Origin of the sequence: Streptococcus sp. HMSC062B01 (genome assembly GCF_001811085.1) — a bacterium.
Classification (GTDB): Bacteria; Bacillota; Bacilli; order Lactobacillales; family Streptococcaceae; genus Streptococcus; species Streptococcus gordonii.
In genome coordinates this window covers 1-14,208 of record NZ_KZ672777.1, presented here as the reverse complement: position 1 = coordinate 14,208, position 14,208 = coordinate 1, and the positions used below count along the sequence as shown (strand labels likewise).

17 protein-coding genes, 1 pseudogene and 1 other annotated feature are annotated in these 14,208 nt (G+C 41.6%); of the genes and pseudogenes, 16 read left to right on the top strand and 2 right to left on the bottom strand.

The window, feature by feature from the left end:
* Positions 1-25 precede the first annotated feature (25 nt).
* From HMPREF2780_RS02795 to HMPREF2780_RS02775, 5 genes are all read left to right on the top strand, one after another.
* Positions 26-625, top strand: coding sequence for a hypothetical protein (locus tag HMPREF2780_RS02795; RefSeq protein WP_061598693.1), 600 nt, complete (start codon positions 26-28; stop codon positions 623-625).
* Positions 626-731: 106 nt separating this feature from the next.
* Positions 732-819: a sequence feature (ribosomal protein L21 leader region), on the top strand.
* A gap of 38 nt (positions 820-857) precedes the next feature.
* The gene (rplU, locus tag HMPREF2780_RS02790; protein ID WP_061595824.1) at positions 858-1,172 is read left to right on the top strand and encodes a 50S ribosomal protein L21; all 315 of its coding nucleotides are present in this window, start codon (positions 858-860) and stop codon (positions 1,170-1,172) included.
* Between the two features lie 15 nt (positions 1,173-1,187).
* Positions 1,188-1,532 (top strand): ribosomal-processing cysteine protease Prp, encoded by a 345-nt coding sequence (locus HMPREF2780_RS02785; RefSeq protein ID WP_012000277.1) that lies wholly within the window; start codon positions 1,188-1,190, stop codon positions 1,530-1,532.
* A 17-nt stretch (positions 1,533-1,549) separates the two neighbouring features.
* Positions 1,550-1,843: a 50S ribosomal protein L27 gene (rpmA, locus tag HMPREF2780_RS02780; protein WP_003032879.1), complete on the top strand. Its 294-nt coding sequence runs from the start codon at positions 1,550-1,552 to the stop codon at positions 1,841-1,843.
* A gap of 165 nt (positions 1,844-2,008) precedes the next feature.
* Positions 2,009-2,314, top strand: a complete 306-nt coding sequence (locus tag HMPREF2780_RS02775) for a rhodanese-like domain-containing protein (protein WP_061583500.1) — start codon at positions 2,009-2,011, stop codon at positions 2,312-2,314.
* 55 nt (positions 2,315-2,369) lie between these two features.
* On the opposite strand, the gene HMPREF2780_RS02770 is transcribed toward HMPREF2780_RS02775, so the two are convergent.
* Positions 2,370-2,897 carry a hypothetical protein gene (locus tag HMPREF2780_RS02770; RefSeq protein WP_061598695.1) on the bottom strand — a complete coding sequence of 176 codons (528 nt, stop codon included), beginning with the start codon at positions 2,895-2,897 and terminating at the stop codon, positions 2,370-2,372.
* 229 nt (positions 2,898-3,126) lie between these two features.
* Positions 3,127-3,939, bottom strand: coding sequence for a Cof-type HAD-IIB family hydrolase (locus tag HMPREF2780_RS02765; RefSeq protein WP_105026096.1), 813 nt, complete (start codon positions 3,937-3,939; stop codon positions 3,127-3,129).
* A gap of 122 nt (positions 3,940-4,061) precedes the next feature.
* Here HMPREF2780_RS02765 and lepA point away from each other — a divergent pair, with 122 nt between their 5' ends.
* The 11 genes and pseudogenes from lepA to HMPREF2780_RS02705 form a co-directional block, all read left to right on the top strand.
* A complete protein-coding gene (gene lepA / locus HMPREF2780_RS02760) occupies positions 4,062-5,885 on the top strand; it encodes a translation elongation factor 4 (RefSeq protein ID WP_105026095.1) in 1,824 nt (607 codons plus the stop codon).
* Between the two features lie 44 nt (positions 5,886-5,929).
* Positions 5,930-6,565 carry a hypothetical protein gene (locus tag HMPREF2780_RS02755; RefSeq protein ID WP_048778607.1) on the top strand — a complete coding sequence of 212 codons (636 nt, stop codon included), beginning with the start codon at positions 5,930-5,932 and terminating at the stop codon, positions 6,563-6,565.
* An 89-nt stretch (positions 6,566-6,654) separates the two neighbouring features.
* A complete protein-coding gene (locus tag HMPREF2780_RS02750; protein ID WP_045773754.1) occupies positions 6,655-7,149 on the top strand; it encodes a YkgJ family cysteine cluster protein in 495 nt (164 codons plus the stop codon).
* 196 nt (positions 7,150-7,345) lie between these two features.
* The gene (locus HMPREF2780_RS02745; protein ID WP_105026094.1) at positions 7,346-8,179 is read left to right on the top strand and encodes an AraC family transcriptional regulator; all 834 of its coding nucleotides are present in this window, start codon (positions 7,346-7,348) and stop codon (positions 8,177-8,179) included.
* Positions 8,180-8,422: 243 nt separating this feature from the next.
* Positions 8,423-9,112 (top strand): pyrimidine 5'-nucleotidase PynA, encoded by a 690-nt coding sequence (locus HMPREF2780_RS02735; protein ID WP_105026093.1) that lies wholly within the window; start codon positions 8,423-8,425, stop codon positions 9,110-9,112.
* A gap of 38 nt (positions 9,113-9,150) precedes the next feature.
* Positions 9,151-10,980, top strand: a complete 1,830-nt coding sequence (gene uvrC / locus HMPREF2780_RS02730) for an excinuclease ABC subunit UvrC (RefSeq protein ID WP_105026092.1) — start codon at positions 9,151-9,153, stop codon at positions 10,978-10,980.
* A gap of 119 nt (positions 10,981-11,099) precedes the next feature.
* Entirely contained in the window at positions 11,100-11,528 is a 429-nt protein-coding gene (locus HMPREF2780_RS02725) for a hypothetical protein (protein ID WP_048778616.1), read from the top strand.
* A gap of 3 nt (positions 11,529-11,531) precedes the next feature.
* The gene (locus HMPREF2780_RS02720; RefSeq protein WP_048778619.1) at positions 11,532-11,867 is read left to right on the top strand and encodes a hypothetical protein; all 336 of its coding nucleotides are present in this window, start codon (positions 11,532-11,534) and stop codon (positions 11,865-11,867) included.
* A complete protein-coding gene (locus HMPREF2780_RS02715; RefSeq protein ID WP_048778621.1) occupies positions 11,864-12,559 on the top strand; it encodes a hypothetical protein in 696 nt (231 codons plus the stop codon). Before HMPREF2780_RS02720 ends, HMPREF2780_RS02715 begins: the two co-directional genes overlap by 4 nt.
* Positions 12,535-13,011 carry a hypothetical protein gene (locus HMPREF2780_RS02710; RefSeq protein ID WP_048778624.1) on the top strand — a complete coding sequence of 159 codons (477 nt, stop codon included), beginning with the start codon at positions 12,535-12,537 and terminating at the stop codon, positions 13,009-13,011. Before HMPREF2780_RS02715 ends, HMPREF2780_RS02710 begins: the two co-directional genes overlap by 25 nt.
* A pseudogene (locus tag HMPREF2780_RS02705) lies at positions 13,011-14,208 on the top strand (hypothetical protein); the annotation flags it as partial. The gene HMPREF2780_RS02710 and the pseudogene HMPREF2780_RS02705, both read left to right, overlap by 1 nt.

The following is a 14,208-nucleotide window of genomic DNA, read 5'->3' as shown; positions in this document are numbered from 1 at the left end:
ATGCTGAAGATAAGAGGGGGTATTTATGAACGAATGGGATTCCTTTTTGAGTGGGCTCATGGGAGCATTGTCTTGGAAAGATGGACAAGATAATGCTTTGCTGTTTGGAATACCCAGTTGGACTTATTTACTTGGTCTATTTGTTCATTTCCAGATTTTCCTAAGCTTGTATGCTTTCTTATTTTGGGGATATCATAAAGATATTAAGAAATCTGGCTCTGTCAAGAGGGCCATGAGAAATAAATGGATAATCATACGTCAAAGCCATAAAAGTAAGGGCAGAGCTATTTTTGTTACAATAATTGGCTCTCTTCCTATATTTATTATCTTTCCTGCTTATGAAGGCTATCGAATGGCCAATGGTATCTGGCGCTATCATTATTTTACTAATCAGACAACCGAGCTAAAAACGGCTTTAGTTACTGGTGTTGATACGGAGACAGGAGGAAGCAAGTCTACCTATTCTCGAATTACCTTCACTATTACGGTTGATGGGAAAGAGCGAAAGGTCAATGTTTCAGATAGTAATAAAAGTCTTGCCAGATCAGCTAAAAAACATTTGAAGCCTCCGATAGCTATTGAGGTTCATGTCAATCAAGAAGGGCAGATTGTATATTTGAAATAAATGGAAGTAAAGAATGAGGCTATTTACTTGAAAATCCGTTTTCATTGGGTAAAAAGGCTTGTCAAAAGGGAAGAGAAGTGCTATACTTAGAGAGTTGACTATGCACATTCCTGTGCAACCGCACGAACATCGTTGCTCACATAGTGAGTATAAAGTGGTTCGTCCCACGATGCTAGGCGAGTCTTCACAAAAATACGGGGGAAACCCCAAAAAAAATCATAGGAGGTGCATAATGAGCACATACGCAATCATTAAAACTGGCGGAAAACAAGTTAAAGTTGAAGTTGGTCAAGCAATCTACGTTGAAAAATTGAACGTTGAAGCTGGTCAAGATGTTACTTTTGAAGAAGTTGTTCTTGTTGGTGGTGAAAAAACTGTTGTCGGAACTCCACTTGTTGCCGGAGCTACTGTTGTCGGAACTGTTGAAAAACAAGGTAAACAAAAGAAAGTTGTTACTTTCAAATATAAACCTAAAAAAGGCAGTCACCGTAAACAAGGTCACCGTCAACCATATACTAAGGTTGTCATCAACGCGATCAACGCTTAATTTTCAGGAGAACACATGATACACGCAGTCTTTGAGAGAGCTGAGGATGGCGAACTGAGATGTGCAGAGATTACTGGACACGCCGGAAGTGGCGAATACGGCTTTGATGTCGTGTGTGCATCGGTTTCGACGCTTGCCATAAATTTTGTCAATTCAATTGAAAAATTTGCGGGCTATGAACCGACCTTAGAATTAAACGAAGATCAAGGTGGATTCTTACGGGTTGAAATCCCAAAAGATATTGCACCGAACCAGAGAGAAATGACTCAGCTTTTCTTTGAATCCTTTTTCTTAGGAATGGCAAACCTATCGGAGAACTCATCAGAGTTCGTCCAAACAAGAGTTATCACAGAAAACTAACACGGAGGAAAAACATTATGTTAAAAATGAATCTTGCTAACTTGCAATTATTCGCCCACAAAAAAGGTGGAGGTTCTACATCTAACGGACGTGACTCACAAGCGAAACGTCTTGGTGCTAAAGCTGCTGACGGTCAAACTGTTACAGGTGGCTCAATCCTTTACCGTCAACGCGGAACTCACATCTATCCAGGTGTAAACGTTGGCCGCGGTGGAGACGATACTTTGTTTGCAAAAGTTGAAGGCGTAGTTCGCTTTGAACGCAAAGGACGCGATAAAAAACAAGTTTCTGTTTACCCAATCGCTAAATAAGGTTATAAAACCACTAAACAAAAGGCTTTCTGAGAAATCAGAGAGCCTGTTTTTTTATTTTGATAACTGTATCTTAATAAATAAGATGGTGGGAGAAACCGTTTCCTTGACTTTATAGTATTGAAATGATTGAATAGTTTTTATAAAAATTAAATCGGAGGGCATATGTTCCATTTTTTTACAAAAGTTGAAAGTATTTCAACAGCAGAATTAGAGAAAAGGTTGAAGACGAATATTAAGCTACTGGATGTTCGAACCCCATCCGAATATAGCAAAGGTCACATCAGGGGAGCCCAGAATATTCCTTTAGGTCAAATCGGTCACTATTCTCAGTCAAAAGAAGAAAAGCTTTATGTGATTTGTCACTCAGGTGTCCGTAGCAGATTAGCAGCGAAAAAGCTTAAAAAGAAAGGCTATGATGTTGTTAATGTTTCAGGAGGCATGAGATCTTGGACAGGGGATGTTATTTAAAATCAGAAAAAAACTCTTTGCCACTGAACTAGGGATGGCAAAGAGAAGGAGTCACTTATTTAACTGTTGTAGGAATGATGTCTTTGGTTTTACCAGAATGAGCAATCACACGATATTCATTTGGTTTGGTCTCATATTGAAAAGCAATGGTTGTGGTGTCATCTGGTAATTTTTGTGCGATGTCAGCAATAGTCTGGCGGAAACCTTGCAGAATTTGTTTGTCTTCCTCTGTAGCGGTTTTATTATCAAAAGCATCCATCATTTCCTTTGTTCCAGCAGCTGTATCACCTTTGATAGAAGCTGTAATGACGGTATGTCCATTCGGGAAAGCTTCGTCTTTTACATCTTTTTCAACTTTAATATCAAAATCTTTCGAATTTCCATTTGGATCAAATATTGATTTCAGCTCATTGATAACATCTTCTTGAGAAGTACCAGCTGATTTGCTTTTTTTGGCAGTAGATACTGATGAAGTAACTTCTGAAGAAGATGATGAGGATGTTTCTTCAGTTGACTTCGCAGAGCATGCAGCTAAGACGATAAATGATAGGGCAGTTAAACTATAGAGTGAAATTTTCTTCATAGATTCCTCCTGGAAAGGTTAAGGTTATATTATTCTCTTATAACTGGAAAACAGTATCAAGAAATAAATTGTAGCTATATTGTAACCAACGCTAAGCCAGTCGTCAAGCGACTTTCAGGCTTTTTAGGCAACTTGAGTAAAAAATCATATAAAGGATATAAGAACTACAGATGAACATAGAAAAAAAGTAGATGATGACCTACCTTACTGGTTGGTCTCGCCTACTTTTTTAGTTTAGAAGATATTTTTCAATAGCTTTTGCAACCCCGTTTTCATCATTGGAGTCAGTGACGTTATCAGCGAGTGATTTAACATAGTCGCTGGCATTCCCCATGGCAATACCTAGACCTGCAAATTTTAGCATTTCAAGGTCATTGTTGGCGTCGCCAAGAGCCATGATTTCCTCAACTTTGATATTTAATTTTTGGGCTAATCTTTCTAATGCAAATGCTTTGGTGACACCTGCTGGCATAACTTCATAAATCACATCCTGTGAGCGTACACCGCTGAAATGCTGGCAGATATCAGAGGCATATTTTTCTTCAAAGAAATCGACTGTCTCTTTTTCAGCTAAGAACATGGCCTGGAACATCGTATACTTACCACTAACTGCCTCCTCAAGGCTGATTTCAGTGGGTGAGGTAAAAACATAGCCTGTGTCTCGAACTACGATAGGGCTTGGTGTCTCTCCGACAACGAAATAGTGTTCCTCATCAAATAAGGTAAGTTGGATGGAGCTATCATGGGTTAAGCTATAGAGATAATGGATATCTTGCTTATCCAAGGCGACTGAGTCTATCACTGCCCAATCACTTGTTCGGTGGATGGCGCAGCCATTGTCGACAATCACATATTCATCTTCTTGGGCGAGGCCTAAAAGTTCGTAATATGGTCGAACACCAAAAGGAGGACGACCTGTACAAAGGACCAGTTTCACACCAGCCTTTATAGCTTTGTGGATAGCAGAGATATTTTCTTGGGAAATCTTTTTTTGAGAATTCAAGAGAGTTCCATCCATATCAAGTACAAGTAATTTTATCATTGTTTATCTCCAATATTAATCTGTGATAAGTATAGCATAATTTATGGATAAAGTCCGAGTCTATAGGAAAAATCGCGGGTCTTGTGTTATAATAAATAGAATACCCTAAAAGGATGAGAAAAATGAATTTAGAAGATTTGAAAAAACGTCAGGAGAAGATCCGCAATTTCTCCATCATTGCCCACATTGACCACGGCAAATCAACCTTGGCTGACCGGATTTTGGAGGCGACGGAGACAGTTTCCAGCCGGGAAATGCAAGCCCAACTCTTAGACAGCATGGACTTGGAGCGCGAGCGTGGTATCACCATCAAGCTCAATGCTATCGAGCTCAATTATACCGCAAAGGACGGGGAGACCTATATTTTCCATTTGATTGATACTCCGGGACACGTGGACTTTACTTATGAAGTATCGCGGTCGTTAGCAGCCTGTGAAGGAGCTATTTTGGTCGTTGATGCAGCTCAGGGGATTGAAGCTCAGACCTTGGCTAATGTCTATCTAGCGCTTGACAATGACTTGGAAATCCTGCCGGTTATCAATAAGATTGACCTGCCAGCTGCGGATCCAGAACGGGTGCGAGCTGAGATTGAAGATGTGATTGGGCTAGATGCTAGCGAAGCCGTATTAGCTTCTGCCAAGGCCGGTATCGGGATTGAAGAAATCCTTGAACAAATAGTAGAAAAAGTTCCAGCTCCGACTGGAAGTGTAGAAGCACCACTCAAAGCCTTGATTTTTGACTCAGTCTATGATGCCTATCGTGGGGTAATTCTGCAAGTGCGGGTTATGGACGGTGTGGTCAAGCCGGGAGATACCATTCAGCTCATGAGCAATGGCAAGACCTTTGACGTGACTGAGGTTGGCATCTTTACGCCTAAGGCTATTGGCCGCGATTTCTTAGCGACAGGAGATGTTGGTTATATCGCAGCCTCTATCAAGACGGTGCAGGATACCCGAGTCGGAGATACAGTGACCTTGGCGGATAATCCAGCCGCAGAACCTCTGCACGGCTACAAGCAGATGAACCCGATGGTTTTCGCAGGACTCTATCCAATCGAGTCCAATAAATACAATGACTTACGTGAAGCACTCGAAAAGCTCCAGTTAAACGACGCTAGTCTGCAGTTTGAACCTGAAACATCTCAGGCATTAGGATTTGGTTTCCGCTGTGGCTTCTTGGGCTTGCTGCATATGGATGTCATTCAGGAGCGCTTGGAGCGTGAGTTTAATATTGATCTGATTATGACGGCTCCGTCCGTTATCTATAAGGTCAATATGACAGATGGTGCTTCAATTGATGTGTCCAATCCGAGCGAGTTTCCGGACCCGACTAAGATTGATTCCATCGAGGAGCCTTATGTCAAGGCGCAGATTATGGTGCCACAGGAATTTGTCGGAGCTGTGATGGAGCTGGCTCAGCGCAAGCGAGGTGACTTTGTGACCATGGACTATATTGATGATAATCGGGTCAATGTCATCTATCAAATCCCGCTTGCTGAAATTGTCTTTGACTTTTTTGACAAGCTCAAGTCCTCTACCCGTGGCTATGCTAGCTTCGACTATGAAATCTCTGAGTACCGCTCGTCCAAGCTGGTGAAGATGGATATTCTCCTCAATGGCGATAAGGTTGATGCTCTCAGCTTTATCGTTCACAAGGAATTTGCCTATGAGCGTGGTAAGCTGATTGTAGACAAGCTCAAGAAAATCATTCCTCGTCAGCAGTTTGAAGTACCAATTCAGGCCGCTATCGGACAGAAAATCGTGGCTCGGACAGACATCAAGGCCTTGCGTAAAAATGTCTTGGCCAAGTGTTATGGTGGTGACGTTTCCCGGAAGCGCAAACTCCTAGAAAAACAAAAAGCCGGTAAAAAGCGGATGAAAGCTATCGGATCTGTCGAAGTTCCACAAGAGGCCTTCCTCAGTGTCTTGAGTATGGATGATGAATAATCTCTTGAATCCCTAGGTAATATGTTCCAAAAAGGAGGAAAATCATGAAACGATCGTACTTACTTGGTGCAGTCCTTGTACTGACTTCACTTACACTTATGTCTTGTGCAAAATCTCAACAAAAAAGTGAACAAACGAGCTCATCGACCAGTTCAAGTGTTCAGGTCAAAAAAGAGAGTACAGACTCTTCTTCTAAAAAAAGCAAGAGCAAAGCCAATCAAGAAAGAAAACGTGTTGGCTCCCCTGAGTTTGGCTATATCGATATCCCAAGTAAATGGGTTAAATTTGTCGATGTAGATGTTGAGGGACTCGTTCAATATACAGATGGCTCTACCTATAATATCGTTACCATGAATGCTATTTCTAAGGCAGAGGCAGAAGTAGGTGAGGGGGAGACCTTCAATGCAGAAACGATTGCTCAACGCGTCGCCTATAATTGGAGTCAAAAAGATAATCTTGAAAAGATGTGGGGAACTAAGAATACCGTATCTGGCCAAGAAGCATTTCAACTTAACATCATTTTAAAGTCAGGACAACTTGCTAATACATTGGTTTTCCAAAAGGATGATAAAGTCTATATACTGTCCATTGAAGGTGACAAAGAAACTATCAATGACTTCTTGGAAAACATGAAGGATACATGGAGTCTCGACGAAAAAAATTCAAATGCTAAGATCTAAAAGACTCAGAAAAATGAGATTGACTGAGGGTTATCTCATTTTTTGATGTGTTGATGATAAACACTAAAAAGATAATTAGAAAGTAAAATATGTCTCAAGAAATCGATCTTGAAAAGTACCACCAACTAGCCCTGCAAAAGCAGAAAGAGCATCGAAAATTTTTAGCCAGTCTCAAGAAAAAACCACCAAAAAACCTCGATAAGATTGCCCAGCAAATTCATGATGAGGTCTTTGAAGAGATCGACTGTACAGCCTGCGCCAATTGTTGTAAGACGCTGGGACCAGACTTTAAGGAAGCCGATATTGTCCGTATTGCCAAGTATTTTAAGATGAAGCTTCCGGCTTTTGAAGAGGAATTTCTACAGGTAGACGAAGACGGTGACAAGGTCTTCAAGTCTATGCCTTGTCCTTTTTTAGGTGGAGACAATCTCTGCTCGATCTACGATGTCCGTCCAAAGGCCTGCCGAGAATTTCCCCATACAGACCGTAAGAAGATTCATCAGATTAATCATCTGACAATTAAAAATACCCTGACCTGCCCAGCGGCTTATCTCTTTGTGGAGAAGCTGCGGGATAGGTTGTAGAGTTCCCCTCTAAATCTTGTACAAAAATTCTAGGGCGGAAGTACCTTAGATCTGCTAGACTATAGTTAGAATTGAACATGGCCAAAAAGCTGTGTGAAAAAGATAAGATTTTCTCGGAGCAGGAGCCCCTCCGTTAATTTTCTTATTTTCACTTTGTTTTTAACGGCCTTAGTATCTTTTGTGAGGTAAAAAGAATATGATGCATCAATTCAATCGAACCATGGAATACCTGGAAAGTAAGTTAGACGCAGAAGTGGATTTGCAGAAATTTCAGCAGCTATCAGGCTATTCTTATGCTCTCTTTAGCAGGCTCTTTTCTATCTTAGCAGATATGACTTTGGCGGAATACTTGCGCAATCGCAGGTTGTCAGAAGCTGTGACGGACTTACGGGAAAGCTCTGAGAAAGTCATTGACATAGCACTGAAATACGGCTATGAGTCTGCGGATGCCTTCAGCGCAGCCTTCAAGAAATTCCATGGTGCGACCCCCTCAGAAGTTCGAAATGGAAAACCTTATCGGGTCTTTCCTAGACTTCAATTATCCTTAAAGATTACAGGAGGAAAAAACATGGATATCAAGATTCAAAAGAAACCTGCTTTTACCGTAGCAGGCGTCCTATTGGAAGCTATTGACAATAGCCAGTGCCCAACTGCTTGGGATCAACTCTATGCCAATCATAGCCTTGAAAGCCTAGAGAATCTGGGCAGTGGTCAATCCTTTGGCATCTGCTCGGATGTCAAAGAAGGCGAAATTATCAACTATATGGCTGCTTATGATGTGACGGATAAAGCTAAAGCAGAAGAACTAGGTCTGTCAATCAGGGAAATCGCAGAAGCTGAATATGCTATCGTACCAGTTAAGGGGGCTATACCAGCTAGCATTCACAATGCTTGGAAATACGTTTTGGAAGTCTTTTGCCCAGAAACTGGCTATCGCCACTCAGGAGCATCAGATTTTGAAGTTTACACCGAGGGAGACATGTATTCCCCAGATTATCAAATGGAACTTTGGATTCCAGTGGTGAAATAAAATGTGAATCGAGGCTGGGACAAAAGTCCTAGCCTCTCAATTGTCTTTGGATTGTCGAGCAAGACGCAGTGGTTGAGTGGGCTCTACTACGCTGATTCCATCAGCTTTTACAGCCCTACTCAACTGTGCGGAGGTGGGACGACGAAATCGAATTCTAACGAATTACCGATTTCTGTCCCACTCTCGTTTTTTTGTGGCTTGTGGTATAATGAAGCTACTACAGTTACAGAAAGGATTTCAACCTTGTCATACAAATTTCTACTTTTCGACCTTGACCATACGCTGCTGGATTTTGATACGGCAGAAGACATTGCCCTGACTCAGTTTTTGGAGGAACAGGGCGTGACGGAGATTCAGATCTACAAAGACTATTATATTCCCATGAACAAGGGCCTTTGGCGGGATTTGGAGCAGGGGAAAATCACCAAGCCTGAGCTTGTCAATACGCGCTTTTCTCGTCTTTTTGCTCATTTTGGCATTGAGAAGGATGGTGCCGAGTTGGCCCTCCTCTATCAGCAACATATTGCTCAGCAAGGCCAAACATACGCTGGTGCTAGCGAGTTGTTGGACAGTCTGACAGAAGCTGATTATGAGATTTACGGAGCGACCAATGGCATCACGGCTATTCAGACTGGCCGCATAGCCCATTCCGACATTTCTCCTTATTTTAACCATATTTTCATCTCGGAACAGATGGGGACTCAGAAGCCTGAAGTTTTGTTTTATGAAAAAATAGCAGAGCAGATACCAGCTTTTGATAAGAGTCAGGCTTTGATGGTTGGGGATTCATTGACTGCTGATATTGCCGGCGGTAACAATGCTGGAATTGATACGGCTTGGTATAATCCGAAGGGACTGATTAACCAAACACAGGCTAGACCAAGCTACATTCTCCAATCTTATCAAGACTTGTTGGATTTATTGATACAATAAGAAGAGGCGTTCGGCCTCTTTTCTGCTATAATAGACCTATGAATAAGCTAATCCAATCAAAGCTGGAACTGTTGCCGACCAGTCCTGGCTGTTACATTCACAAAGACAAAAACGGTACTATTATTTATGTCGGCAAAGCCAAGAATCTTCGCAACCGGGTTCGTTCTTATTTCCGTGGTAGTCATGATACCAAGACGGAGGCTCTGGTATCAGAGATTATCGATTTTGAGTTTATTGTTACTGAGTCTAATATTGAAGCTTTGCTTCTGGAGATTAATCTAATCAAGGAAAACAAGCCCAAGTACAATATCATGCTCAAGGACGATAAGTCTTATCCATTTATCAAGATTACCAATGAAACCTATCCGCGCCTGATTATCACGCGCCAAGTCAAAAAGGATGGTGGACTTTATTTTGGTCCCTACCCTGATGTCGGCGCTGCCAATGAAATCAAGCGTCTTTTAGATCGACTCTTTCCTTTCCGTAAGTGTACCAATCCGCCTGAGAAAGTCTGCTTTTACTATCATCTGGGGCAGTGCAAGGCCCACACTATTTGTCAGGTAGACAGCCAGTATTTCAAGGATCTAGCCCAGGAGGTAGCGGCCTTTCTCAAGGGGCAGGATGACCAGATTATTGAGGATTTACGGGGGAAAATGGCTGGCGCAGCGCAAGCCATGGAATTTGAAAAGGCGGCGGAGTACCGCGACTTGATTCAGTCCATTGGCACCCTGCGAACCAAGCAGCGGGTCATGGCCAAGGATTTGCAGAATCGTGATGTCTTTGGCTACTATGTGGACAAGGGCTGGATGTGCGTACAGGTCTTCTTTGTCCGCCAAGGAAAGCTAATCGAGCGTGATGTCAATCTTTTTCCCTATTACAATGATCCGGACGAGGATTTCTTGACCTATATTGGACAATTTTATCAGGAAAAATCCCACCTCAAGCCCAATGAAATTTTGATTCCGGCAGATATTGACGAAGAGGCTGTGAAGGCTTTGGTAGATACCAAGGTGCTTAAGCCCCAGCGAGGTGAGAAGAAACAGCTGGTCAATCTGGCTATCAAGAACGCTCGAGTCAGTCTTCAGCAGAAGTTTGACCTCTTGGAGAAATCTATTGAAAAGACCCAAGGTGCTATTGAGAATCTAGGGCAGCTTCTTAATATTCCAACGCCTGTTCGTATCGAATCTTTTGATAACTCTAACATCATGGGGACCAGTCCTGTATCGGCTATGGTAGTCTTTGTCAATGGTAAACCAAGCAAGAAGGACTATCGCAAGTATAAGATCAAGACTGTGGTGGGACCTGATGACTACGCCAGTATGCGAGAGGTCATCAAGCGACGCTATAGTCGGGTGATTCGGGATGGACTGACTCCGCCTGATTTGATTATCATTGACGGTGGACAGGGTCAGGTCAATGTCGCTAAAGAAGTTATTCAGGAGCAGCTGGGACTAGATATTCCCATCGCTGGACTGCAAAAAAATGACAAGCACCAGACTCATGAATTGCTTTTTGGCGATCCTTTGCAAGTGGTAGAATTATCCCGCAATTCGCAGGAATTTTTCCTACTTCAGCGTATCCAAGATGAGGTCCACCGCTTCGCTATTACCTTCCACCGCCAGCTCCGCTCTAAAAATTCCTTTTCATCGCAGCTAGATGGTATTGAAGGATTGGGACCAAAACGCAAGCAAAATCTCATGAAACACTTCAAATCTCTAACTAAGATTAAAGAAGCCAGTGTTGACGAGATCGTCGAAGTCGGCGTACCACGAGCAGTAGCTGAGGCAGTGCAGGAAAAGCTACATCTAGCAGACCAGCAGAAAGCAACACTACCTGAAGTAGCAGAGCCGATTGAAAATATGAAATGAAAAATTAAATTGTCTGACTGGTAAAAATGTTTATTTAAGACCCATAATGTCGGGTCGTAGTGTAAATGTTTCTGTATTTATGGTAAACTAATACAAATAAAAGAAAGGCAAGGTAGTTTATGTCAAGCGATGCTGCATTAAGAAGTCAATACAATAGTATCAAGGCTAAACGAGACCGATACAAGAAGGTTGTTCAGGGCATTGAAAATAATAATTTAAACTATAAGCGTTCAACATCGGAGATGGATGAATACATTAATTATATTGACGATATTACCCAAAAGATTGATAGCAAAAGTGGTTACTTTTATATAGAAAATGCTTCAAGTAAATTAAAGACAAATCGAAATATACTTCAAGAGTATGTCGATTTTGTTCAAAATTCAAACTCTTCTTTTATGGATCTTTATAATGAGTTGAATACTCAAATTGCTTCTCTTCAAAGTCAGATGGACGAGATTAGAACAGAGTACAATAAAGACAAAAAAGGATTTGATCGTTTGGGAATAGATGAAAATTGGGCTGAAGTATTTGGAGGATTTTTTTAATTAATGGATACAAATATTAATGATATTAAGGACCGTTTTGCACATGATACAATTCTTTATGATGATAGTGAACTAAATGATTTAATTTCCCAGCTTAAGAGTGTGCATAATCTTATCAACTCGACAATTCCTACCCAGATCAGAGCTTTGTCTCAAAAAGAATCTCTCTGGTCTGGTGAAACAAAAGAGAAGTATTTAGGTTTAAAAGATTTTATCCTGCAATATCAAGCTGACTTTGCGGATGCTGTAGGTGAATTGCACGAAGCAGCAGATGGTTTGGAGACTCTTTTTTATCACATAAAAGATGCAAATAAGATCAAGGAAATAGATAGTATATGAATTTTTCATTAGAAGCATTGTATGCCTTGCATATGATTAGCAATAATGGTTTTAGTGAGGAGATTTTCCTTCTACCTCTACCAGAAATAGCAGAGGAAGAAAAGCTAAAACAACTAAAGCAAGTTTTGGAACAAGGCTATGAAGACCTTAGAAATATGGGATTGATTGATGAAAATAACGATCCAACGACAGCATGTATGGCAAGAGGTATTTATCTTGAGCAGTATCAAAAAGCCTTTTCACACTGTGAGATAGATCAGCATTTCTATTGTGCTCAGTTAGTAGATTCGAATCGCTGGTATCATATTGTTATCGAAAAGGTTGGTGATAACGCATATACTGTGAATCGGATCCATAGTTTTCATTTTCTTGGAATGACGATTCAACTCCACGACTTTTTAAGCGACCAGAATCCAAGTAGAGATGTGAATCCGTTAGCTTCTTCTTGGAGACCCTATTCTGATGAGCGCTTGTTGATATACTATGGGAATAAACCAGCGCTGAATGTTTTAACGTATTCTGGTAAGAAAAAAACTACAGCCTATCTCTATTTGGAGGCTCCGTCTGGTATTTACCAGTATGATATGCTGGAAGAAAGGATTCGATCCGTAAGCACGGGGGAAATGGAAAAAGAGATTATCAAGCAGTTGAAAGTGAGGATAGAGCCATGCCAAAGATTAGTATTTCCTTGACAGAGCAAGAGGAGCTCTTGTTAGCGGCGCGTGAGTTGGTCACGAGTACAACAGATCTGACCATTAAGTTGCAGGGATTGGTTGAAAAAGTACCAGCAGTCTGTAAAGAAGGCTCTCTTCAGTCTAGAGTAAACGAACTATCATTGAATAGATTTACAGCGAAAGCCCAAACTTTTCAATCCTTGACTGAACTCCTATTTAATCATATCCAGACGACTTATCGAACGATGATTGATACAGATAAACTATTAGCTGCGGACATTGTCAATGCAGCTTTGGTGAATCCAGAGCTTGACGCTGAGACACGAAAAGCACTGGAACAAGATCCTCAACAGGCCTTTGAGTTGACGCGTAAGAATATAAAAGAAACTCAGTCTAAACCTGATTATAAAGGGCCAAAATCAGAAGATGCTATCCTCTACAGTGGACGAACCAATGAAGGGGGAGCTTGATGACAGAATATTATACAAATAAAAGTGATTTTGAAAAGGGCAAAAATTTGGGCATCATGGAGAACAATGTTCAACAAGTTGTTGACTTGCTCAATGATATTTCTAAAGCCGCAACCATCGTCCAAGATAATGACTTGGCTGACCTTTATATTGCTCAAGGAGGTGCCACTCTGGGCAAGGAAATGCCAGAAAAAGACTTTCTTGAAGCCGAACATAAAGTCCTGAAAATAATGGATGCTCTGAAGGATATTCATCGCGAAGTTGTTCAGAATATCGAGAATAAGTATATCAGTGGTCTTGAAGATGCAGTAGAAGCTCTCAATAAGGTCAATGAAGGGAAAAACCAATACAAGTCAGATCATTTAACCTATGAAGAAACAACAACAACCTATATAAACAGTGGGTTGGCTGGGCCGGTAGAGCAGACGTCAACAGAAACCAAACATTTTACCTTATCTGATATTCTAAATAGTGATAAAAGTCCGATCCCTGCCGCTGCAGTTAAATACAATGAAAAGCTAAAAGTTGCCAAACAGCGTCTAAAAGAACTTGAACAGTCAGACAAAGAAACCTATAATAAGATTAAGGACCTGACAGATAGAAAGTTGGTGGATAGCTTCTATCCAACCGAAATGGGGGAGTACAAGCGTCTTAAGTCTACTTGGTCCAAGGACAATGAACAGTGGCTTGGCTGGGTAGAAAACGGTGTTAAAATCGTTGGTGTTGGCTTGTTAGTTGTAGGTAGTATTGCTTCGGGAGGCACCCTAGCACCAGTAGCATTTGGGACAGGTACAGCTCTCTTAGGAGGAGAAGCACTCTATCGAGCAGGAGTTGGAGAGACGATCTCTGGAGATGTATTCTCAACAGAGCAACGGTGGTGGGCAGGAGCTGAGGCAGTTACGACACTGGCGTCTGGTGGTCTATCCACAGCTACTAAGGTAGCAGGCACCACAGCTTCGGAGTCTCTCCTAGCTGCTGAGAAGTTTGCTCATATGAGTGCAAACGTCTATGATGCGGCTCAGTTTGGGCATGACTTTATGGAAGACCCTCAGATGGCCTTGACAAACCTAGCAACCAGTCAAATGATTGGTCGTACTATTGGTCATCTCGGTAGTAAATACAAGGCCTACCGAGCAAGTCAAACAGGCAATGTCGACATCCACAGTGGTGAAGCAACCAGCTTCAAAACCAACCTTA

Excerpts from the sequence above, each read along its gene's own strand:
- HMPREF2780_RS02795 (WP_061598693.1), top strand. The coding sequence starts at position 26 with ATGAACGAATGGGATTCCTTTTTGAGTGGGCTCATGGGAGCATTGTCT.
- rplU (WP_061595824.1), top strand. The coding sequence starts at position 858 with ATGAGCACATACGCAATCATTAAAACTGGCGGAAAACAAGTTAAAGTT.
- lepA (WP_105026095.1), top strand. The coding sequence starts at position 4,062 with ATGAATTTAGAAGATTTGAAAAAACGTCAGGAGAAGATCCGCAATTTC.
- uvrC (WP_105026092.1), top strand. The coding sequence starts at position 9,151 with ATGAATAAGCTAATCCAATCAAAGCTGGAACTGTTGCCGACCAGTCCT.
- HMPREF2780_RS02775 (WP_061583500.1), top strand. The coding sequence starts at position 2,009 with ATGTTCCATTTTTTTACAAAAGTTGAAAGTATTTCAACAGCAGAATTA.
- HMPREF2780_RS02715 (WP_048778621.1), top strand. The coding sequence starts at position 11,864 with ATGAATTTTTCATTAGAAGCATTGTATGCCTTGCATATGATTAGCAAT.
- HMPREF2780_RS02720 (WP_048778619.1), top strand. The coding sequence starts at position 11,532 with ATGGATACAAATATTAATGATATTAAGGACCGTTTTGCACATGATACA.
- HMPREF2780_RS02710 (WP_048778624.1), top strand. The coding sequence starts at position 12,535 with ATGCCAAAGATTAGTATTTCCTTGACAGAGCAAGAGGAGCTCTTGTTA.
- HMPREF2780_RS02785 (WP_012000277.1), top strand. The coding sequence starts at position 1,188 with ATGATACACGCAGTCTTTGAGAGAGCTGAGGATGGCGAACTGAGATGT.
- HMPREF2780_RS02725 (WP_048778616.1), top strand. The coding sequence starts at position 11,100 with ATGTCAAGCGATGCTGCATTAAGAAGTCAATACAATAGTATCAAGGCT.
- rpmA (WP_003032879.1), top strand. The coding sequence starts at position 1,550 with ATGTTAAAAATGAATCTTGCTAACTTGCAATTATTCGCCCACAAAAAA.
- HMPREF2780_RS02750 (WP_045773754.1), top strand. The coding sequence starts at position 6,655 with ATGTCTCAAGAAATCGATCTTGAAAAGTACCACCAACTAGCCCTGCAA.
- HMPREF2780_RS02745 (WP_105026094.1), top strand. The coding sequence starts at position 7,346 with ATGATGCATCAATTCAATCGAACCATGGAATACCTGGAAAGTAAGTTA.
- HMPREF2780_RS02770 (WP_061598695.1), bottom strand. The coding sequence starts at position 2,897 with ATGAAGAAAATTTCACTCTATAGTTTAACTGCCCTATCATTTATCGTC.
- HMPREF2780_RS02755 (WP_048778607.1), top strand. The coding sequence starts at position 5,930 with ATGAAACGATCGTACTTACTTGGTGCAGTCCTTGTACTGACTTCACTT.
- HMPREF2780_RS02765 (WP_105026096.1), bottom strand. The coding sequence starts at position 3,939 with ATGATAAAATTACTTGTACTTGATATGGATGGAACTCTCTTGAATTCT.